General features: G+C 61.4%; 18 protein-coding genes and 1 tRNA gene. 7 read left to right on the top strand and 12 right to left on the bottom strand.

Annotated features, from left to right (window positions below; translation table 11 throughout):
* Positions 1 to 189 precede the first annotated feature (189 nt).
* Positions 190 to 1,347 carry an ABC transporter substrate-binding protein gene (locus tag CAK95_RS05755; RefSeq protein WP_086091213.1) on the top strand — a complete coding sequence of 386 codons (1,158 nt, stop codon included), beginning with the start codon at positions 190 to 192 and terminating at the stop codon, positions 1,345 to 1,347.
* A 39-nt stretch (positions 1,348 to 1,386) separates the two neighbouring features.
* Here CAK95_RS05755 and CAK95_RS05760 read toward each other — a convergent pair whose 3' ends face one another.
* Together CAK95_RS05760 and CAK95_RS05765 are read right to left on the bottom strand one after the other, a co-directional pair.
* A complete protein-coding gene (locus tag CAK95_RS05760; RefSeq protein WP_086087063.1) occupies positions 1,387 to 2,094 on the bottom strand; it encodes a TetR/AcrR family transcriptional regulator in 708 nt (235 codons plus the stop codon).
* 61 nt (positions 2,095 to 2,155) lie between these two features.
* Positions 2,156 to 3,715, bottom strand: a complete 1,560-nt coding sequence (locus CAK95_RS05765; RefSeq protein WP_086087064.1) for a caspase family protein — start codon at positions 3,713 to 3,715, stop codon at positions 2,156 to 2,158.
* A gap of 226 nt (positions 3,716 to 3,941) precedes the next feature.
* Between CAK95_RS05765 and CAK95_RS05770 the strand changes: the two genes are divergently transcribed.
* Together CAK95_RS05770 and CAK95_RS05775 are read left to right on the top strand one after the other, a co-directional pair.
* Positions 3,942 to 5,192, top strand: coding sequence for a BaiN/RdsA family NAD(P)/FAD-dependent oxidoreductase (locus tag CAK95_RS05770; protein WP_086087065.1), 1,251 nt, complete (start codon positions 3,942 to 3,944; stop codon positions 5,190 to 5,192).
* Positions 5,189 to 5,626 carry a YqaA family protein gene (locus CAK95_RS05775; RefSeq protein ID WP_086087066.1) on the top strand — a complete coding sequence of 146 codons (438 nt, stop codon included), beginning with the start codon at positions 5,189 to 5,191 and terminating at the stop codon, positions 5,624 to 5,626. Before CAK95_RS05770 ends, CAK95_RS05775 begins: the two co-directional genes overlap by 4 nt.
* A gap of 18 nt (positions 5,627 to 5,644) precedes the next feature.
* Here the strand turns inward: CAK95_RS05775 and CAK95_RS05780 are convergent, their stop codons facing one another.
* From CAK95_RS05780 to CAK95_RS05790, 3 genes are all read right to left on the bottom strand, one after another.
* Entirely contained in the window at positions 5,645 to 5,887 is a 243-nt protein-coding gene (locus tag CAK95_RS05780) for a hypothetical protein (RefSeq protein WP_147413686.1), read from the bottom strand.
* Positions 5,888 to 5,985: 98 nt separating this feature from the next.
* A tRNA-Gly gene (locus tag CAK95_RS05785) sits at positions 5,986 to 6,059 on the bottom strand.
* 590 nt (positions 6,060 to 6,649) lie between these two features.
* Positions 6,650 to 7,525: a LysR substrate-binding domain-containing protein gene (locus CAK95_RS05790; RefSeq protein WP_086087068.1), complete on the bottom strand. Its 876-nt coding sequence runs from the start codon at positions 7,523 to 7,525 to the stop codon at positions 6,650 to 6,652.
* A 115-nt stretch (positions 7,526 to 7,640) separates the two neighbouring features.
* On the opposite strand from CAK95_RS05790, the gene CAK95_RS05795 reads away from it, so the two are divergent.
* Genes CAK95_RS05795 through CAK95_RS05805 form a run of 3 tightly spaced genes read left to right on the top strand, consistent with a single transcriptional unit; the run spans position 7,641 to position 10,066 of the window.
* A complete protein-coding gene (locus CAK95_RS05795; protein ID WP_086087069.1) occupies positions 7,641 to 8,783 on the top strand; it encodes a muconate/chloromuconate family cycloisomerase in 1,143 nt (380 codons plus the stop codon).
* 12 nt (positions 8,784 to 8,795) lie between these two features.
* Positions 8,796 to 9,077 carry a muconolactone Delta-isomerase gene (gene catC, locus CAK95_RS05800; RefSeq protein ID WP_086087070.1) on the top strand — a complete coding sequence of 94 codons (282 nt, stop codon included), beginning with the start codon at positions 8,796 to 8,798 and terminating at the stop codon, positions 9,075 to 9,077.
* Positions 9,078 to 9,091: 14 nt separating this feature from the next.
* Complete coding sequence (locus CAK95_RS05805) at positions 9,092 to 10,066, top strand: Bug family tripartite tricarboxylate transporter substrate binding protein (protein ID WP_086087071.1); 975 nt, start codon at positions 9,092 to 9,094, stop codon at positions 10,064 to 10,066.
* A gap of 73 nt (positions 10,067 to 10,139) precedes the next feature.
* Here CAK95_RS05805 and CAK95_RS05810 read toward each other — a convergent pair whose 3' ends face one another.
* The 4 genes from CAK95_RS05810 to CAK95_RS05825 form a co-directional block, all read right to left on the bottom strand.
* Positions 10,140 to 11,249 carry a 2'-deoxycytidine 5'-triphosphate deaminase gene (locus CAK95_RS05810; protein ID WP_086087072.1) on the bottom strand — a complete coding sequence of 370 codons (1,110 nt, stop codon included), beginning with the start codon at positions 11,247 to 11,249 and terminating at the stop codon, positions 10,140 to 10,142.
* A 103-nt stretch (positions 11,250 to 11,352) separates the two neighbouring features.
* Complete coding sequence (locus tag CAK95_RS05815; RefSeq protein ID WP_086087073.1) at positions 11,353 to 12,189, bottom strand: SGNH/GDSL hydrolase family protein; 837 nt, start codon at positions 12,187 to 12,189, stop codon at positions 11,353 to 11,355.
* A complete protein-coding gene (locus tag CAK95_RS05820; protein ID WP_086087074.1) occupies positions 12,186 to 12,980 on the bottom strand; it encodes an SGNH/GDSL hydrolase family protein in 795 nt (264 codons plus the stop codon). The genes CAK95_RS05815 and CAK95_RS05820 overlap by 4 nt, the downstream gene beginning before the upstream one ends.
* Before the next feature lie 44 nt (positions 12,981 to 13,024).
* A complete protein-coding gene (locus CAK95_RS05825) occupies positions 13,025 to 14,155 on the bottom strand; it encodes an OpgC family protein (protein ID WP_245303640.1) in 1,131 nt (376 codons plus the stop codon).
* A 158-nt stretch (positions 14,156 to 14,313) separates the two neighbouring features.
* Between CAK95_RS05825 and apaG the strand changes: the two genes are divergently transcribed.
* On the top strand, positions 14,314 to 14,706 hold the full coding sequence (apaG, locus tag CAK95_RS05830) for a Co2+/Mg2+ efflux protein ApaG (RefSeq protein WP_086087076.1): 393 nt from the start codon (positions 14,314 to 14,316) through the stop codon (positions 14,704 to 14,706).
* An 833-nt stretch (positions 14,707 to 15,539) separates the two neighbouring features.
* On the opposite strand, the gene CAK95_RS05845 is transcribed toward apaG, so the two are convergent.
* The 3 genes from CAK95_RS05845 to CAK95_RS05855 all read right to left on the bottom strand — a co-directional run bounded on the left by CAK95_RS05845 (position 15,540) and on the right by CAK95_RS05855 (position 18,830).
* Positions 15,540 to 16,547, bottom strand: coding sequence for an Hsp33 family molecular chaperone (locus CAK95_RS05845; RefSeq protein ID WP_183044303.1), 1,008 nt, complete (start codon positions 16,545 to 16,547; stop codon positions 15,540 to 15,542).
* A 148-nt stretch (positions 16,548 to 16,695) separates the two neighbouring features.
* Positions 16,696 to 17,628 carry an ornithine carbamoyltransferase gene (gene argF, locus CAK95_RS05850; protein WP_086087079.1) on the bottom strand — a complete coding sequence of 311 codons (933 nt, stop codon included), beginning with the start codon at positions 17,626 to 17,628 and terminating at the stop codon, positions 16,696 to 16,698.
* On the bottom strand, positions 17,628 to 18,830 hold the full coding sequence (locus tag CAK95_RS05855; RefSeq protein ID WP_086091215.1) for an aspartate aminotransferase family protein: 1,203 nt from the start codon (positions 18,828 to 18,830) through the stop codon (positions 17,628 to 17,630). The genes argF and CAK95_RS05855 overlap by 1 nt, the downstream gene beginning before the upstream one ends.
* Between the last annotated feature and the right edge of the window lie 351 nt (positions 18,831 to 19,181).

Genomic DNA, 19,181 nt, shown 5'->3' on the forward strand with positions numbered 1-19,181 from the left:
TTTGGCGTTGGACAGGCGCAGAATAAACAAGCTGATTAGCTTGTTTTTATCTGTCAATCAAAAACAACCTTCGCCGTGAAAATGCGGCGGATCGCACGGGATGAAGCACGCGACGGAGAGAAGCTCATGTGCAAGGCATTCGTCAGCAAAATTTTGGTATGCAAGACATTCGCTTGCAAGACATTCATCATGGCAACGCTTGGCGCGCTCTTGGTGCTCGCAACGACCGCCCAGGCGCAGGACACGATCAAGATCGGTCTCATCATGCCGTATTCCGGACAGTTCGCCGATACGGCTGTGCAGATGGACAATGGCATCAAGCTTTATGTGCAACGCTACGGCGCGACGGTCGCCGGGAAGAAGATCGAGTTCATCCGCAAGGATACCGGTGGTGTTGCGCCGGATGTGGCAAAGCGGCTCGCGCAGGAGCTGGTTGTGCGCGATGGCGTCGATATTCTCGCCGGTTTCGTGCTAACACCGAATGCGCTGGCCGCTGCCGATGTCTCCGCCTCGGCGAAGAAGCTGATGGTGATCATGAACGCTGGCACTTCGATCATCACGACCAAGTCACCTTATGCCGTGCGAACGTCCGTAACGTTGCCGCAGGTGTCTGAAGCCTTTGGACAATGGGCGGCGAAGAACAGCGTGAAGAAGGTCTATACCATGGTGTCGGATTTCGGTCCGGGCCACGATGCGGAGCAAGGTTTTCAGCGCGCCTTCAAGGAAGCGGGCGGCGAGATCATCGGCTCGGTCCGTTTCCCGGTCGCCAATCCGGATTTCTCGGCATTCGTGCAGCGGGCCAAGGATCTCAATCCGGAAGCGATCTTCCTGTTCGTGCCGGCAGGCGCACAGCCGGCGGCTTTCGCGAAAGCGCTGGCGGAGCGCGGCCTCGACGCAAAGAAAGTCAAGGTGCTCGGCACCGGCGAAGTCACCGCCGAAGCGGCGCTCAAAGGCATGGGCGACGCTTCGCTCGGCATTCTCACCGCGTGGAATTACGATCCTCAGCATGACACCGGCAGCAACAAGGCGTTCGTGAAGGATTACGTCTCAGCTTTCGGGCGCACGCCGGACTTCATGTCAGCCGGCGGCTATGACGGCATGCACCTCATTTACGAGGCGCTGAAAAAGACTGGCGGCAAGACCGACGGCGATGCACTGATCACTGCCACCAAAGGCATGGCATGGGAGAGCCCGCGCGGCCCAATCGCGATTGATCCGGAGACGCGCGATGTGGTGCAGAACATCTATATCCGCCGCGTGGAGAAGATCGAAGGGGTGCCGGTCAACGTGATCATCGACACGATCAAGGACATGAAGGATCCGGTCCTCGCGCGGATGAGGAAATAGCGGTCATTATTTTGAGGACGGAGTCCCCATACACCCCGCTCATTCCGGCGCAAGCGAGAATCCAGCTTGCTTGACTCTGGGTCCCCGCTTTCGCGGGGACGAGCGGCGGATCTCAGGCTTCGGCGCCAGCGTGCGCAGTTCCGCGATCACCGGGCGATACAGCGACGGCGGCAGCCCCCATGCTGAGAGCATCGCCGCGCCCCGGAAAACACAATTTGCAAGATTGATGAAGCGCGCGATGTCCCTGCGGGCATATCCGGCACGTTCGAAGGCTTCGAGCCAGAGCTGATCGTGGCGCTTGCGGTTCTCCTTGAACAGCACATGCATGATGTGTTGGATTTTCCGGTCGGTCCGGGCCGCCATCGCCAGTTCGAGCAGGGCGATATAATCGTCGCTGAGGAAGAAGAAGCTGGAGCTGGTCATGAAGGCATCAAGCGGATCGGCCGTGGCCGGTGTCCGGCCCGCTTTTTGACGCGAGCGTATTTCGGCACGGCGAAGGGCGGCTTTCCAGGCCGCTTCGATCAGATCGTATTTGGTCTTGAAGTAATTCTCGCGGGCGCCGCGCGACACTCTGGCACGGGCCGCGACGGCGATGGTGCTGAAGCCGGAATAGCCGCGACGAACGAGCAGGTCGATCGCGGCCCGGAGAATTTTGTCGGTGGTCTCTTGCCGGCGCTGCGCCTGCGTGCGGCGTGATCTTGCCGTTGTGCTCGTTCGGCGCGCTTTTGTTTTCCGCGTTGTTGTCATTTCGGCTTTCGCACCCCAGAGGCCTCAAACCTAGCCTGCGGGGTGCGAAAGAGAAATGCACTCAGAACCTGAATCCCATGCCGCCGCCGCGCCCCCCGCGGGGATCATGTTGCGGGCGTGGGCGGGGCGAGTGCATACCGCCCGGCATACGCGGCGGACGCCCGCCGCCAATGCCGATCGGCGGGACGCCCTGCACCCGGGGCGGATAGCCCGGATGCCGGCCGGGTCCGGTGCAATTGCAGGGGCGTGCGGGACCGGGAACGCGGACGATCTTCACCACCTCATGCGGCACCTTCACCTCTTTCACCACCTCGCGGGTGACGGTGCGGATTTCGGGCGGTGACGGCACTTTCACTTCTTTCACGACTTCCTTTATGACCGTGCGGATCTCCGGCGGCGACGGCACCTTTATTTCCTTCACCACCGTGCGCACTTCCGGCACGCGAACTTCACGCACAATCGTGCGAATCTCGGGCTGGTTGTTCAGGGCATTGGCGGTGAGACCCAGCACCGGAGAAATGGATCGCGCGAATGACAACCGCGTTTTCGCCCGTTCCTCAAGCCGGCGCGCCGTCTCGGTCAGATCGCTGTCGGGATACCGTGCAAGGAAGGCTGCGAAAGCCGCGGGCGTATTGAGCGTCACCGCTTCCAGCCAGGCAATCATCATCTGCCGCCGATCAAGGATCGACCGGATCTGCGAGGCCAACGCATCGCTGCCATAGAGCGCGAGATATTGTTCATAGACCGTCACATCGTCTTCGCGGATGGCGACGTCAAAGGCGGCGCGCGGGGTCAGGCCTTGCAATTCCTTGCGCCAGGCATCCGTGGTCTTATCGCGGCTCGCATCCTGTTTCAGTGGGGTTGCGCCAGGGAAGAACGAGAACGGCTCGGTCAACGCCGAGACTTCCCATGGCGTCTGCCGCCCGCTGGTCACGCCATGCACCGTGAGACGCACATTCTTCAATGCCGTTTCGATCGGCAGCCCCGGCTCCTTGGCCGACTTGATGAGCGCTTGCGCGAACGGCGAATTGTTCCCCGATCCGTCTTCGGCCGTGGCACCCGGTGAGGTGGAATAGGCGACCAGTGTACCGGCCGGAGCATTGACCAGTGCCAACCCGCGTGGCGCATTCCTGGCGATATCGGCAAAGGGGTTGTCCCGGCAGGCATCGAGGATCACGATCCGCGTCTTGCTGCGGACCGTATCCAGCATCGACATCAGATCGGCAAGCCGCATGGTTTCCAGCGGCACATCGGCCTCACGGCCGATGGTGGCGTCGACCGGAATGAGAAAGTTCTCGCCGTCGACCTGCAGGCCGTGACCAGCGTAATAGATCAATGCGACCGTGTCGTCCGGCTTGCCGGAGATCTGATTGGTGAAGAAGCGGATCGCCCGGCTCATGCTGGTCTTGTCGAGATCGGTGGCCGCGGTCACTTCAAAGCCGGCATCCTTCAGCAGTGCGCTCACGGCGGTCGCATCGCGACCGGGATTGGTGAGCGGGCTGACATTTTTGTATTGCGAATTGCCGATCACAAGGGCGAAACGATCCTGAGCGGAAGCCGTGACCGCACTCGCGGACCAGGCTGCCAGCATCAGACTTAGGGAGGTCAGAACGCGAAGCATCACACTCTTCCCTTCTTCAAGATGGCGGCATCATGGCCCGATGCCGGCGCAGTTGCGTGACGGCACATCTCTCCCTGCCGCCAGAGGCAATACGGCGCGCAAATCGAGCCCGAGAATTGGTCGCGCCGGACAGATCGAAGGTTCGAAGTCAATTTCTAGCATTTGGCCGGCGTGCCGTCCCGCATGGTGCTTGCCATCATGGTCAAGTTTTTGGCAATGACCGTCGATGTCACAGGTCCCCTTGAAAGTGCTCGCCGCTTCCGTCGCCATCATTGGCGGCGGTCCTGCAGGTCTCATCGCCGCGGAGACGCTGGCGCGTCATGGCCATCACGTCACCGTGTATGAGCGCATGCCCTCGCTCGGCCGCAAATTTCTTCTCGCGGGTCGCGGCGGGCTGAACCTGACGCATTCGGAGGATTTATCGCAATTTTTAACGCGGTATGGCGCGGCGGAAAAACACCTGCGGCGCGCGATCGAGGCGTTTCCGCCGGAACGTTTGCAGGCGTTCAGCGAGGAGCTGGATCAGCCGACCTTCGTGGGTACCAGCGGGCGCGTGTTTCCGAAAGCCATGAAAGCTTCGCCCTTGCTGCGTGCGTGGCTGCGGCGGCTCGATGCGATGGGCGTGCGCTTTGCACTTCGACATCGCTGGCGTGGATGGGACGCGGACAACGCATTGCTGTTCGACACTCCCGATGGAGTGGTGGCGGTCACGGCGGATGCGACGGTGCTGGCGCTCGGCGGCGCAAGCTGGCCGCGCATGGGATCGGACGGCGGATGGGTGGCGATCCTGCGGCAGCAGGGCATCGATGTGTCGGATCTTCGTTCCGCCAATTGCGGCTTCCTTGCAGACTGGTCGGAGCATCTTCGGCGCTACGAAGGCCAACCGCTGAAGCGTGTGGCCTTGTCCGCCGACGGCGTTTCGACACGCAGCGAAGCGATGATTACGGTGTCGGGACTTGAAGGCGGAGGCATTTATGCGTTGTCGCCTTACTTGCGGAGCGCAATTGAGAAAACCGGCGAGGCTATTCTGACGGTCGATCTGCTTCCCGACATGACGGCGGCGGAGGCGGCGAAGCGCATCGGTGTGCCGCGCGGCAAGCAATCGCTGTCGAGCAGGTTGCGCAAATCGGTTTCGTTGTCGCCCGTCGCCATCGCACTGGCGCAGGAAGCGATGCAGGGCAAGCTTGCCACGCTGACGCCGGGCGTGATGGCGGCAAAGCTGAAAGCGTTACCGGTGCGGCTGACCGGCGTTGCGCCGATCGCGCGTGCGATATCGAGCGCGGGCGGCGTGACATTCGATGAACTCGACAGCCATTACATGGTGAAGCGAAAGCCCGGTCTGTTCGTCGCCGGTGAAATGCTGGATTGGGAAGCGCCGACCGGCGGTTATCTGCTGCAGGCCTGTTTTGCGACCGGTGTTGCGGCCGGCGAAGGGGCGGCGCGCTGGCTTGCCGAGGACGCGGAAGGGGCCGCGTGATCGATCTTGCCGCCTATGCCGGCCTGTTTGCTGTTGCCTTTGTTGCGGCGACGCTTCTGCCGGCGCATTCGGAGGTCGCGCTGGTCGGATTGTTGCTGACCGGCAACTATTCGCCATGGCTCCTTGTCGCTATTGCCAGCGCCGGAAATATTCTGGGTTCGCTGGTGAACTGGCTGCTCGGCCGTGCCATTGAACATTATCGCGACCGCAAATGGTTTCCGGTCTCGCCGCAGATGCTGGAGCGGGCACAGGGCTGGTATTACCGCTATGGCCGCTGGTCGCTGCTGGTGAGCTGGGCGCCGGTGATCGGCGACCCGCTCACGGTCGTCGCCGGTGTGCTGCGTGAGCCGCTGTGGAGTTTTCTGCTGCTGGTGACGGTTGCCAAGGCCGCGCGTTACACCGTGCTGGCGCTGGTGACTTTGGGATTCATCTGACGTCCGACGGATGCCTCGTCAGTGGCGGCGCGCCTTCGGCTCATCGCTGGCCTCGGGATGCTCTCCCTTTTCCAGCACGAAATGACCGAGATTGGCGATGATGTCGGCCAGCAGGGCTGCCCTGTCGTCCGGCCCGGCGCTGAGAACCAGATCGGCCAGCACTTCGGTCACTTTGGACGCGATCTGACCAAGATCGGCGCCTTCGCGGGTCAGCTCCGGCTCGAGCAGATCGTGAATGTCACAGTGAATGCAGTCTGACACGAAAGCCTCCATCCGGGCGCGCCGCTGGGCGCGTCGTTCATACGCGCGCCCATCCATATAGTCATCGACATGGTCTGTGGGAATTGGCTCGCGGGAATTGGAGCGGGCGAAGGGAATCGAACCCTCGTATGCAGCTTGGGAAGCTGCCGTTCTACCATTGAACTACGCCCGCGCCGGACCACCATAGCGAAAGGCGAATGAGGGCTGCAAGACCGTAAAGCCAACGCTCCGCCGCCCCTGTTTTTTACGGCGCGGGGTGCGCCGTCGTCCAAGCCGCCGCTTTAGACCCTTCATAATGAAGGGCGCGCGGAACGCCGGGCTCTCAGCCTGCCCGCGGCCCCATGCGCAAGTGTGGTAAGCGCATGAGATTGGTAGCACCACGGAAAAGCCGATCACTCGGCGTTCCGCGCGCGGTGTTTGAGGCTTGCTCTGCGACAACCCCGGAGGACAGACACCGTGGACCGGACGACACCGGGCGGCTCTTCTTGTTATCCTCCGCTGGTGACCCACGGCCGGTGAGCCGGATCATCGCAGCTTGGGCCTCCGTGCGGCGCTTCACGTCTCAAGCGCACACACGGCCACCGCATCCCGCCCCGCGTCTCACGACGCTCATGAAACGCCCCTTCAGCGGGACGGGATATAGGAAAAAAATCATAACTTAGGGAGGAAGTCAAGCGGGAATTTTCCACCGTCGTCATGACCGGGGGCGTCAGCCGCCGAAGACCCCCCGCGTCATCCGTCATCGAGACAGCTCCAACATCATTACGAGCGGATCAATTGTCGGGCCAAATCCAGAAATGCACGCGCCGTGGCCGTGTTGTAGCGATGGATCGGCCATAGCAGGGCGGCCTTGCGGCGGATCACCTGCGGTCCGATCGGCACGATCGCAAGATCACGCGGCGCGCCAAGACTTTTGTCCGCAAGGACTGTCGGTGCGACGCCGGCTCTGACCAGCGCAAGCAAGGCCTCGATGGAGTTCATCTCCACGCGCACGTGAAGTTTGATACGACCCTCGATGGCACGATCCAGCAGCCGCCGTGTCGCGAAGGCCCGCGTCAGCAGCACCAGGGGAATATCCGCCAGCGACGACAGAAGAACCGAACGGCTTGACGCCAGTGGATGGTCCCTGGTTGCGATCAGGGCGAGGCGCTCTTCGAACAGGATCTTGACGCCCAGCTCCGCGTGATGGGGCGGAGCGAAGGCGACACCGAGGTCATACTGGCCAGCCACAATGCCTGCTTCCACCGCGTGGGCGGTCGCCTCTTCCACGATGAGATGCACACCGGGATAGCGCCGTGTAAATTGCGCGACAACGCGCGGCAAGAAGGCCGTGTTGAATGTCGGGATCACGCCGATCCGCAATTCGCCGGCGGCGCCGCCCTCAAGTTCGGCAATGGCGACCCGCGCCGCCTCGCTCTGGGCAATCAACGGCAGCGCGTGATCGCGGAGGACACGTCCGGCCTCGGTCAATTGCATCCCGCGCCCGGTGCGATCGAAGAGAACGCTGCCGAGATCGCGCTCCAATGCCCGGATCTGCTGCGACAAGGTCGGCTGCGCGACATCGAGCACATCGGCGGCCTTGGCCATGCTGCCGTGTTCGGCCACAGCCAGAAAATATCGCAGGCGGCGCAGGTCCATGCCCAATTATAAATACCTATAGCTTCGATAGCATCAAGCATATTGAGCTATTGAAGGCTCCCGGTCACGGTGGCGCGGCCAGTCTCTCCTTTCCGCGCAGAGAAACACTCAACCCGTGAAAATCGAACGGATCGAAACCTTCCTCGTCGATGTCCCGACGCGCCGAGCCCACAAGCTGGCTTTCGCGACGGTGGCCGCACAGAACTATGTGATTGTCCGCGTGCACGCGCAGGGGCTTGTCGGCACCGGCGAAGCGGCAACCATCGGCGGCCCCCGCTGGGGCGATGAATCGACCGAGGCGATCAAGGCCAACATCGATACCTATATCGCGCCGGTCGTCATCGGGCAGGATGCACTGAACCTCAATGTCATCGAAGACCGGCTGGAGCGGTCGGTGCGCGGCAATGCCTTCGCCCGCGCCGCCGTTGCCATGGCGGTTTACGACCTTGCAGCGCGGGCCCGACATCAATCGGTTGCATCCTTGCTCGGCGGTCCGATGGCGACCGCGATCGATCTGGCCTGGACATTGGCGTCCGGACATACGGACAAGGATCTTGCCGAAGCGGAAGAACTGCTCGCCGCACGGCGGCATCGTCACTTCAAGATCAAGATCGGTTTCGGCGATCCCGACCACGATGTTGCGCATGTCGTCCGCCTGGCGGAGGCGCTTGCGGGACGCGCAACAATTCGTGTCGACGTCAATCAGGGATGGGACGAGCACACCGCGACGAGACTCATCCCGCGGCTTGAAGCGGCCGGCGTCGCGCTGGTCGAGCAGCCGCTGCCGCGATGGAACGTGGACGGCATGGCGCGCCTGACCGCGCAGTCCAAGCTCGCCATCATGGCCGATGAAGGCGTTGCAAGCATCCACGATGCGATCTTGCACGCCAAGATGCACGCGGCCGATGTCTTTGCGCTCAAGGTCACCAAGGCCGGCGGTTATGCCGAGACACGCCGCATCGCTGCCATTGCGCGCGCGGCCGGCCTGTCTCTCTACGGCGGCTGCATGCTGGAAACCGGCATCGGCACGGCCGGCTATCTGCAGCTTTTCTCGACGCTGGTTCCGTTCGCATGGGGCTGCGAATTGTTCGGTCCGCTGCTGATCGACGATGGCCTGACGACAACCGCGCTGGAGGTCAGAGATTTTGCCATTCACTTGCCGAGCGGACCGGGAATTGGCGTCGAACTCGACGAAGCCAAGCTCGATTTCTATCGGCGCGATCGCAACCGATCGAGCGTCTCCATTGCCGCCGAATAAGGGCCGACGACCATGCTGTTCCATGTCGAGATGACCGTAAAGCTGCCGGCGGACATGCCGAGGGACGAGGCGGACGCGCTCAAGTCGAAAGAGAAGGCGCTGGCGCAGCAACTGCAGCGCGATGGCAAGTGGCTGCACTTATGGCGCGTGGCAGGACGCTACGCCAACGTCTCGATTTTCGACGTCAACGATAATGACGAGTTGCACGCATTGCTCTCGTCCTTGCCGCTCTGGCCTTTCATGGACGTCAAGGTTGTTCCGCTCGCACAGCATCCATCTGCCATTAAAAACTGATACAGGGAGAGACCATGGACTTGATCAATCGACGCAATTTCATTGCCGGTGCAGGCGCGGTGACCATCGCGCCGCGTGCGGCATGGGCTCAAACCTTTCCCAGCAAGCCGCTACGCCTTATCGTTCCGTTCGCGGCGGGCGGCGCCGCCGATATCATCGGCCGCACGGTCGCCGACGGCATGGGCCCTCTCATCGGGCAGCAGGTCGTGGTGGAAAACAAGCCGGGTGCCGGTTCCAATCTCGGCATCGACACGATGGTGAAATCCGAGCCGGACGGTTACACATTTGCCCTGGCGTCGATCGCGGTCGCGGTGAATCAGTTCCTCTACAAATCCATGCCATACGATGCCGTGAAGGACCTGGCGCCGCTGACCCTGGCACTGGAAACACCGAATGTGGTGATCGTTCCGAAGGACTCGCCCATCAAGTCCATTGCCGACCTGATTGCGGCCGCAAAGACAAAGAGCGGCGGCCTTTCCTATGCGTCGGCCGGCGTCGGCTCCTCTCTGCATCTCGCCGCGGAGCTTTTCATGCAGAAGAGCGGAATTTCGCTTGCGCATATCCCTTATAAGGGCAGCAATCCTGCCTTGACCGATCTGATCGCTGGCCGGGTCGACGTCATGTTCGACAATCTGTCGACGGCTCTTCCGCAGGTGGAAGGAAACACGGTGCGCGCCATCGCCGTCACGACGGCGAAGCGCGTTGCCAGCTTGCCCAACGTGCCGACGATTGCCGAAGCCGGCGTTCCGGGTTACGAAATGGCCAATTGGTGGGCCTTTTTCGCGCCCGCGCGCACACCAGCTCCTGTCACGGCATTGCTCAGCGAAAACATTCGCAATGTCGTCAACGGCGACGCCGCGAAGAAACGATTTGCCGATATCGGCGGGACCGTGATCGCTTCAACGCAGGAATCCCTCAGCCATCGCCTCGCTGCCGAGATCGCAAAGTGGGGGACCACCATCAAGACCACAGGCCTTACGCCGACGTAAGGACCTCATAACCAACCTACAGGCCGCGCCTATTGCGGACGCCTGTAGGTTGGCTCGGCGGCTCGCACAGACGCTAGCTGCTTCGAAAGTGTTTCGATAATTTCAGGCCCTGCGCCTGATAATTCGAGCCGATGCCCTGGCCGTAGAGCGTTTCCGGTCGCGCCATCATCGTCTCGTAGACGAGACGGCCGACGATCTGGCCATGTTCGAGAATGAACGGCACTTCGCGCGAGCGCACCTCCAGCACCGCGCGCGAGCCGCGCCCGCCGGCTCCGGCATAACCGAAGCCGGGATCGAAGAAGCCCGCATAATGGACGCGGAATTCGCCGACCAGCGGATCGAACGGCACCATCTCGGCGGCGTAATCCGGCGGCACCTGCACCGCTTCCTTCGAAGCGAGGATGTAGAATTCGTTCGGATCGAGAATGAGACTGCGGTCGGCGCGGGCGCTCATCGGCTCCCAGAAATCGCCGACGCTGTAGCCGTTGCGCAGATCGACATCGATCAGACCGGTATGACGTTTGGCTCTGTAGCCGATCAGCCCGCCGGCGAAGTCACCCGACAGATCGACACCGACCGCAACACCGTCATTGAGATCTGCGTCATCAGCATCGACCAGCCGCTCGCTGGCATGCAGCGCCCGCAATTGCCCGGCATCGAGCAGCGTATCGCCGCGTCGGAAACGGATCTGCGACAGCCGTGAGCCTTGCCGCACCAGCACCGGAAAGGTGCGCGGCGAAATTTCCGCATAGAGCGGCCCCTGATAACCGGCCGCGACCTGATCGAAACCGCGCGAATGATCGGCGATCACCCGCGTGAACACATCGATGCGGCCGGTCGAGCTTTTCGGATTGGCGGTCGCGGAAATATCGGCTGGCAGCGACAGGCTTTCCATCAGCGGCACGATATAGACGCAGCCGGTTTCCAGCACCGCGCCATCGGCCAGCGGGATCGTATGCAGGTGAAGATCCTTGATCCGCCGCTCGACGGTGGCGCCGGGGCCGGGAAGAAAGCTCGCGCGCACCCGATAGGCGATTGGCCCGAGGCGCAGATCGAGGCTCGCCGGCTGCACCTGATCCTCAGCAAACGGCGCCGACGGCAGGATGTGGCCAGCCAGCGTCATCTCCGCGATCATGCGGTCGGTCAGGATGCCGTGTTCGGCGCTCGCGAAAGTGGGTGCCAAGCCGCCCGCCTCCCTTTCAGGTCAGAAGCGTCTAGAGCAGAGCGGGTGCGGCGGAAAGCCGAGAGGCCGAGAAAAGCCCAATTATCCCAGCATTTTGTGATGCTCACCGCCGTCCGGCGCTGGCCGTCAGGCTGGTGCGGGTCGCGGCTTCGGCAATGGCCCCGCCGAGAAGCTTGGCGACGCAGGCATAGCTCCAGTCGTTCATGTGCAGGTCGTCCGGCGAGATGAAGGCCTCGAACGGCAGCCGGGCGACATTGCGCCAGTGGCGCATCACCGCAAAGCGCTGGAACAGATCGACATTCTGGGTCTTGGCCGTGATCGCCAACAGATGCACCATCGCATCGGTCTCTTTCTTCGCCACCACCATCGGCGCGAATTGCGGATCGATCAGGACCACATCGGCGCCCGACGTCTTCATGCGCTTCAGGCCTTCAAGGATCTGCGCATTGGTCGCGCCCATCGGCGCATCGCGCAGCACCGCGTTGGTGCCGACCTGCCAGAGGATCAAATCGGGCTTTTCCGACAGCACTTCCGCATCAAGACGCAGCAGCATGTCGGGGGCTTCCTCGCCATTCGCGCCGCGATTGACCACCGTGATCGGCTGGCCCGGAAAACGTTCCTTCAACTCGACCGCAAGACGGTTCGGATAGGACTTGTCCGGCGAACTCGCAAAGGCACCGGCCGTCGATGATGAGCCGAAGGCGACGATCTTCACCGGCTCGCCGGCGGCGATGCGCTTCCCCGTGCGGGCCAGCGGGTTCATCAGCCGCGTCATGTCATCAGGTGCGGAGCAGACCGGCGCGGGAGCCGCTTGCGTCACAGGCGCAACCGGCGCGGGCGTTTTATCCTCCGCCTGCGCAACACTGGCGATCGTCGCGGCGCAGGCCGCAGCCATCGCCAATGTTGGAAGACAAAAAGGGCGCAGAAGAGACATCGTCATTGCGTCGGCCTCGTTTTGATACCGTCGAGATCGGCGGCTTCAACCACAAGCGAGGCCAGCGCGCGGCCAAGGCAATCATGGACCTTGTACGCGGTTGCGACATCCTTGGTGGCAAGGTTGAGATCGAAATTTCCGTTGTCGTTCCAGTAACGCATGATCTCGCGGCGATCGAACAGCGGCACGTCGCGATCGCGCGCCACGACACGCATGATGTCGGCGTAATTGCCGAGCGCGATCATGGTCTCTGTGCGCGGGCTATATTGCATGTTCATCAGGATCAGGTCGGCGCCGCTCTCGGCGATATGGTCGATGCCGTCATCGAGAGAGGCGCGAAAGCTTTCCGGATCGACGCCGCGGATCGCATCGACGGTTCCGGTCTGCCAGATCACCAGATCGGGTTTCTTTTCAGCCAGGACTTTCTCCAGACCCTGTGTCATGTCGGCTGCGGTCAGCCGGGATTTCGCCAGGGCGATCACCTTGATCGCGACATCCGGGAACCGCTTGTGCAGCAGCTCTTCCAGGCGGCCCGGATAGGATTTGTTGGCGCCGTCCGGTCCCGGCAGCACCGAGGAGCCCGATCCCAACACCAGGATTGTGAGCTTCTTGTGCTCTTCAACGGCCTTTTTGACGTGATCGAGCCTGGCGTCGCCAAACAGGATATAGCCGGGAACCTCGCAGGGATCGCTCTCCGGTGACGGGAATTCGGGCAACGGAAGCATGTCGGTCTGCGCGTGAACGGGAACCGCCGCCGCGACGACCACTGCCAGAAGCCCAACAATCACAGCTCTCATTCCCCCGCCTCCTGCGAGGTCCGTGCCAGGTCAGCCAAAAAGGCTTAACCCGAACGCGCGACGGCTTTTCGACCCGTGGCATTCTTGTACCACGATAGCATCCAGGCCACGGCAATCATTATTAAAATGCCTAACACACTGACTGCGATCTGCATCGGAATCCCCGGGGAAACTTCAACCTTTACGAAATGAGCCGCGAAGGCCAAAAAGACGCCCAGGCAGAAGATTTCCAGCGAGTGCTGCCCGCACAGGATCGCCGGCCGCAACCAGGGGGATGTCAGAGGGGCCCAGTCCCGCGGAACGAAGTAAAGGGTCACAGTGGCCAAAGCGAGGAAATGCGCGAAGCGCAGCACGTCCAGATTGGTCTTGTCGATCGGATAGATATGTTCCGCGAGCCACCGTGGCACATAAGGCGCCAGCCCGGGAATATGCCACGTCAGGGTGATGCAGAAGGCAAACAGGAGGTAAGCCACGGCAACGGCAAGCGTGATGCGCGAATGCACAAGACCATGCAACCTTGCCGCGCCGCCAAGCGCGCACCATGCACCGAACACGAAGAGAAGTTGCCAGGCGAACGGATTGAAAAACCATCCGCCGCCCGGATAGGCCGGCAGGTTCCAGCCGAATTGCCAGGCCAGCACGTAAAGCAGCACCGACAGGGCAAGCGCCAGCGTGCCGTTTCGCAGCAGCAGCCACAGCACCGGCGGAAACGTCGCCATCAGCACGATGTAGAGCGGCAGCACATCCATGTTGACGGGCTTGAATTTCAGCATCAGCGCCTGAATGAGAATGATGTCAGGCTGCTGCAGGAACTCCAGGATATTCATTTCTTCCGCATAGAGCGGATTCTGGAAACCACGCGCCACATAGGCGATCTGGCCCATATAGATCACGAACAGGAAGATATGCGCGACATAGATCTGCCAGGCGCGCTTGAGGATGCGTGCGCTCGACACCACAAATCCATAGTCGCGCATCGCGCGGCCGTAGACGAAGGCTGCGGTGAAGCCGGAAATGAAGATGAAGATTTCCGTCGCGTCGCTGAACCCGTAATTGCGGATCGTGATCCAGGCGACGATGTTCGATGGAATATGGTCGAGATAGATCAGCCACAGCGCAAGGCCGCGAAACAGGTCGAGCCGCAAGTCGCGGTCGGTCGGGATCGCTGGATCCATCAGGCGCGTCGTTCCGAAAGTCGGGAGGGTTTGGCTGGACATTTGCCGAGGCCATCGCCGGTTGCAAGCCACGAATTGATACTGGTATTTGTAGAAAAATCTTCGCCGGATTTAAGGTCTCATAGAATGGCGGATCTCTGGCCCAGGGACTTGGCTTCATGTACCGCGCCGTAACACGCAATATTGAAGTCACGGTATCGCCCCGTTTTCTGGCCGACCGCTCCGCGCCGGACAAGGGACAATTCTTTTGGGCCTATACGATCGAGATTACCAATAACGGCGGCAAGACCGTGCAACTGAAGACGCGCTACTGGCACATCACCGATGGGCAGGGCCGCGTGCAGGAGGTCCGTGGTGCGGGCGTCGTGGGCGAAGAGCCGGTGATCGAGCCCGGCAAGAGCTTCGAATATACCAGCGGTGTTCCCTTGCAGACGCCGTCCGGCTTCATGGTTGGCCGTTATGGCATGGTGACCGAGGATGGCGAGCGTTTCGATATCGACATCCCCGCCTTCTCCCTCGACTGCACACATGCCTCGCGCACGATCAATTGAGAAGGCAGGTCATCGCTCTGGATGACGCTAGATCACGATGATTTTGGATCGAATCGACCCAAAATCATAAACGTGATCGATTCTAATACGTTAGAGCATGATGTCGTCCGAAAACCGCTTCGCACTTTTCGGCATCATGCTCTAGGGCAGCAAGGTTGGGCCGCATCGAAAACCAAGAGTACAGCGATGTCCGGGCACATAGACAAATCGTGGCTCGTCTTTCGCAGCATCGAAAACAGCGACCATGACCGGTGTGTCGATCTCTTCCAACGGCCTGACGGCACCTTCGGATTCGAAGAGTTTCGCCGCGACGTTGAGGACGTGGGAGAGTGGACGCCTGTGCAATACTATTCAGACATCGCATATCCAACGAATGATGCAGCATTGAACGCAGCCATTCATGTCATCCCATGGTTGGGCGAGGCCATCAAAAGCCGACATTAAAACGAAGCGCGTCGTACCTTGGCCGGCTCATGCGATCTCGACAAGGGAATAGCTGGTGCTACGCCCGCCAGCCGCGTCTCGTTTCAGAATGTTCTTTCTGATGAGATCCTCGATATCGCGCTTGCCCGTGGGTCGCGGCCGAATTGAGAAGGCGGGCCAGCGTAGTAATTCACCCTCCCACTGAAGTCGCGTGCACGCGACTTCAGGTTTGCTGACTACGCAAGTCGGAAACATCCGACTTGCGTAGGGGGAGGGTGAAGGAAGGCAGGCGCAAGTTTTTCCCCGCATAAATTGCGGAGATCAATCGGCGTAATCTCCGCACCACCGCGCGGCCTTATCCTTTGAGATGCACGTCGTGCGCTCCTCAGGATGAGGGCGGATTAAGGGAACTACTGCGCCCCGCCCCCATTCGCACCGACCTCATCGGGCGCGAAATCGTAGGTGCGATTGCAGAACTCGCAGGTCACCGCGATCTTGCCGTCTTCGACCATGTGGTCGCGATCATCCTGCGAGAAGCTCTTGAGCATCGCTTCGACGCTGTCGCGCGAGCAGGAGCATTGCGCTTCGACATTGGCATTGTCGAAGACGCGCACGCCGCGCTCGTGGAACAGGCGATAGACCAGCCGCTCGGTCGACAGATCGGGATCGATCAGCTCGATATCCTCGACCGTTTCCACCAATGCCTTACCTTCGACCCAGGCATCGTCTTCCTCCGCCGTATGGATTTCCGCGCCTTCCGGCGCATCGCCCGGATCGAGATCGGGCACACGCATGCGGTCCTCCGACTTCGGCAGGAATTGCAGCATGATGCCGCCCGCGCGCCAGCGATGCGTCGCTCCGTTGTTGCCGGAGCGAAGCTCCTCCGCAACGGCAAGCCGCACCCGTGTCGGGATCTGCTCCGAGCGCATGAAATACTCATGCGCGGCATCCTCAAGCCCGCCGCCATCCAGCGCGACGACGCCCTGATAACGGTTCATGTCGGCACCCTGGTCGATGGTCATTGCCAGATGGCCTTTACCGAGCAATTCGCCAGGCGAATCCTTGCCCTCGGCGATGGCTGCATCGACGCGCGGGCGATCGAATCGCGCACAGGCACGAATGCGCCCGCCAGTCGCATAGTCCACGACCAGCATGCGTACCGGTCCATCGCTCTGGGTCTGCATGATGAAACGACCGTCGAATTTCAACGACGAGCCGAACAGAGCCGCGAGCGCGATGGCTTCGCCGAGAAGCTTCGACACCGGCAGCGGATAATCGTGCCGCGCCAGGATTTCATCGACCGCAGGTCCCAGCCGGACCACGCGGCCGCGCAAATCCAACGCCGCCACTTCGAATGGCAGGATGGTGTCGTCGATTGATTGGGGAGACGGTGTGCGGGTCGGGATGTCGATATTCATGGAGCGCATGCCGGAAGTTGAAACAGAGATATCCGCTGCGCGAAGCCACTCGCGCCAGCGGGTCATGGACGTGCGGACGGCACCAGGTTCGGATAAAGCAAAAAACGATCACGACGACTTTGGGGCAAGGCCCAAAATCGTCGCGGAATTACCGAATGGTGGCGTTCAGGCACCAAGTAAGGATGCCCTTCTGCGCATGCAAGCGGTTCTCCGCCTCGTCGAAAACCACCGATTGCGGACCGTCCATCACCTCATCGGTCACTTCCTCGCCACGATGGGCGGGAAGGCAATGCATGAAAATGGCGTCGGGATTGGCTTTCGCCATCAGCCGGGCGTTGACCTGATAGGGCTGCAAAAGGTTGTGCCGGTTGGCCTTTGATGCCTCGTCGCCCATCGACACCCAGGTATCGGTGACGACGCAATCGGCGCCTTTGACCGCTTCTTCGGGATCGGTGCCGATATGGATCGCCGCACCGGAACTTTCGATCCAGTCCAGCAGCCATTTCTGCGGCGCCAGTTCCGGCGGGGTCGCCACATTGAGGCGGAAATCGAACCGCTCGGCGGCATGCATCCACGAGACCAGCACGTTATTGGCATCGCCGGTCCAGGCGACGGTCCTGTTCTTGATCGCACCGAGATGCTCTTCGAAGGTCATCACATCGGCCATCACCTGGCAGGGATGCGACCGTCTGCTCAGACCGTTGATCACCGGCACGGTTGCGTATTCCGCCATCTCGGTAATGAGATCGTGCTCCAGCGTGCGGATCATCACCGCATCGACGAAGCGCGACATCACCCGCGCCGTATCGGGAATGGATTCGCCGCGGCCGAGTTGCATCTCCGCCCCGGTCAGCATGACCACGTCACCGCCAAGCTGCCGCATCGCGACCTCAAACGAGATGCGCGTACGGGTCGAGGGCTTGTCGAAAATCATGGCCAGAGTCTGACTGGCCAGCGGACGCTTGGCTCTCGTGCCGCCTTTCGATTTCTTCATGGCGCGCGCGGACGCGATAATCGCCCGCAGATCGGCCGACGGGACATCGATCAGATCGATGAAGTGGCGAAGTTTGTGCTTGGCCATCACGATGCAACCTTGTTGGCTGATGGCTGATGGGCGGTGAGGCGTGTACAGGCCCGGTCGATCATGCCGATGGCTTCGGCAATGTCGTCCTCGCTGATGATCAGCGGTGGCAACAGACGCACCACGTTATCGCCGGCCGCGACGGTCAGCAGCTTTTCGGCGCGGCAAGCGGCGACAAGGTCGCCGTTCGGCACGACGCTGCGCAGACCGATCAGCAGACCTTCGCCGCGCACTTCGGAAATGATCGACGCATGGCGATCCTTAAGCTCCGCCAGCCGCTGTTTCAGCAGCAGCGCCATCTTGCGCGAATGATCGAGGAAGCCGGGCGCCAGCACGACATCGAGTACGGCATTGCCGACACGCGTCGCCAGCGGATTGCCGCCGAAGGTCGAGCCATGCGTGCCCACGGTCATGCCCTTTGCCGCTTCGCTGGTCGCAAGGCATGCGCCGATCGGGAAACCGCCGCCGAGCGCCTTGGCCAGCGCCATGATGTCGGGAGAAATGCCGCTGCGCTGATAGCCGAACAATTCGCCGGTGCGGCCGAGACCGGTCTGCACTTCGTCGAAGACCAGCATCAAACCGTGCTCGTCGCACAGCTCGCGCATCGCCCGCATGAATTCACCCGGGACGACGCGCACGCCGCCTTCGCCCTGCACCGGCTCCATGATGATCGCCGCAGTTTCCGGCGTGATCGCCTTCTTCACTGCGTCGAGATCGCCGAAGGCAACCTGTGTGAAGCCGCCGGCCACGGGGCCGAAGCCTTCAAGATATTTCTGCTGGCCGCCGGCGGCGAGCGTCGCCAGCGTGCGGCCATGGAAGGCGCCTTCGAACGTAATGATGCCGACGCGTTCGGGCTGGCCATTGGCCGCATGGAATTTGCGCGCGGTCTTGATCGCCGCTTCCATCGCCTCCGCGCCGGAATTGGCGAAAAAGACCACATCGGCAAAGCTCGCGCTGCACAGACGCTTGGCGAGCTTTTCAGCCTCCGGCATCTGGAACAGGTTCGAGACGTGCCAGAGCTTGTGAGCCTGGTCGGTCAGCGCTTCCACGAGGACAGGATGCGCATGACCCAGCACATTGACGGCAACGCCGGACGAGAAATCCAGATAGCGCTCTCCCGTCGTGGCCGTGAGCCACACCCCTTCTCCCCGCTCAAAAGCGAGTTCGGCACGGGCGTAAGTCGGCAGAAGATGTGAGAGCACGGCGATGGTCCGGCAGAATTTGCGTCCCAAGACGCAGAACAAAAACGAAATATGCCGCCCCGGCGGGCGGCACTTATGCACATTCTAGGTGTGCTCCCCCCGCTGTCAACACACGCGAACGGTAATGCAATGCCGCATTTCGTTGAATAAAGCGAGGAAATGAACACCTTTATGGGGATGTGGCTTCGCGGACTCTTGCGGCCGAGTCCAGCCATCTTGTAGTGTCCCATCTGTCGGATACGACATCTCGTGCGGCGGACCTAAATTCAAATCTACCAGTGGTGTGCGTAGCGTCGGCGGCTTTGCGCTGCCCGATGAGGGATTCGGATTCCGCGAACACCATGCTGACAG

This window comes from Pseudorhodoplanes sinuspersici (assembly GCF_002119765.1).
In the GTDB taxonomy this organism is placed as follows: Bacteria; Pseudomonadota; Alphaproteobacteria; order Rhizobiales; family Xanthobacteraceae; genus Pseudorhodoplanes; species Pseudorhodoplanes sinuspersici.

What these genes read in the sequence shown, in the direction of transcription:
- CAK95_RS05845 (WP_183044303.1), bottom strand. Translation starts at nt 16,547, where the DNA reads ATGAATATCGACATCCCGACCCGCACACCGTCTCCCCAATCAATCGAC.
- apaG (WP_086087076.1), top strand. Translation starts at nt 14,314, where the DNA reads ATGTACCGCGCCGTAACACGCAATATTGAAGTCACGGTATCGCCCCGT.
- CAK95_RS05805 (WP_086087071.1), top strand. Translation starts at nt 9,092, where the DNA reads ATGGACTTGATCAATCGACGCAATTTCATTGCCGGTGCAGGCGCGGTG.
- CAK95_RS05820 (WP_086087074.1), bottom strand. Translation starts at nt 12,980, where the DNA reads ATGAGAGCTGTGATTGTTGGGCTTCTGGCAGTGGTCGTCGCGGCGGCG.
- argF (WP_086087079.1), bottom strand. Translation starts at nt 17,628, where the DNA reads ATGGCCAAGCACAAACTTCGCCACTTCATCGATCTGATCGATGTCCCG.
- catC (WP_086087070.1), top strand. Translation starts at nt 8,796, where the DNA reads ATGCTGTTCCATGTCGAGATGACCGTAAAGCTGCCGGCGGACATGCCG.
- CAK95_RS05790 (WP_086087068.1), bottom strand. Translation starts at nt 7,525, where the DNA reads ATGGACCTGCGCCGCCTGCGATATTTTCTGGCTGTGGCCGAACACGGC.
- CAK95_RS05755 (WP_086091213.1), top strand. Translation starts at nt 190, where the DNA reads ATGGCAACGCTTGGCGCGCTCTTGGTGCTCGCAACGACCGCCCAGGCG.
- CAK95_RS05760 (WP_086087063.1), bottom strand. Translation starts at nt 2,094, where the DNA reads ATGACAACAACGCGGAAAACAAAAGCGCGCCGAACGAGCACAACGGCA.
- CAK95_RS05815 (WP_086087073.1), bottom strand. Translation starts at nt 12,189, where the DNA reads ATGACGATGTCTCTTCTGCGCCCTTTTTGTCTTCCAACATTGGCGATG.
- CAK95_RS05765 (WP_086087064.1), bottom strand. Translation starts at nt 3,715, where the DNA reads ATGCTTCGCGTTCTGACCTCCCTAAGTCTGATGCTGGCAGCCTGGTCC.
- CAK95_RS05770 (WP_086087065.1), top strand. Translation starts at nt 3,942, where the DNA reads ATGTCACAGGTCCCCTTGAAAGTGCTCGCCGCTTCCGTCGCCATCATT.
- CAK95_RS05825 (WP_245303640.1), bottom strand. Translation starts at nt 14,155, where the DNA reads ATGGATCCAGCGATCCCGACCGACCGCGACTTGCGGCTCGACCTGTTT.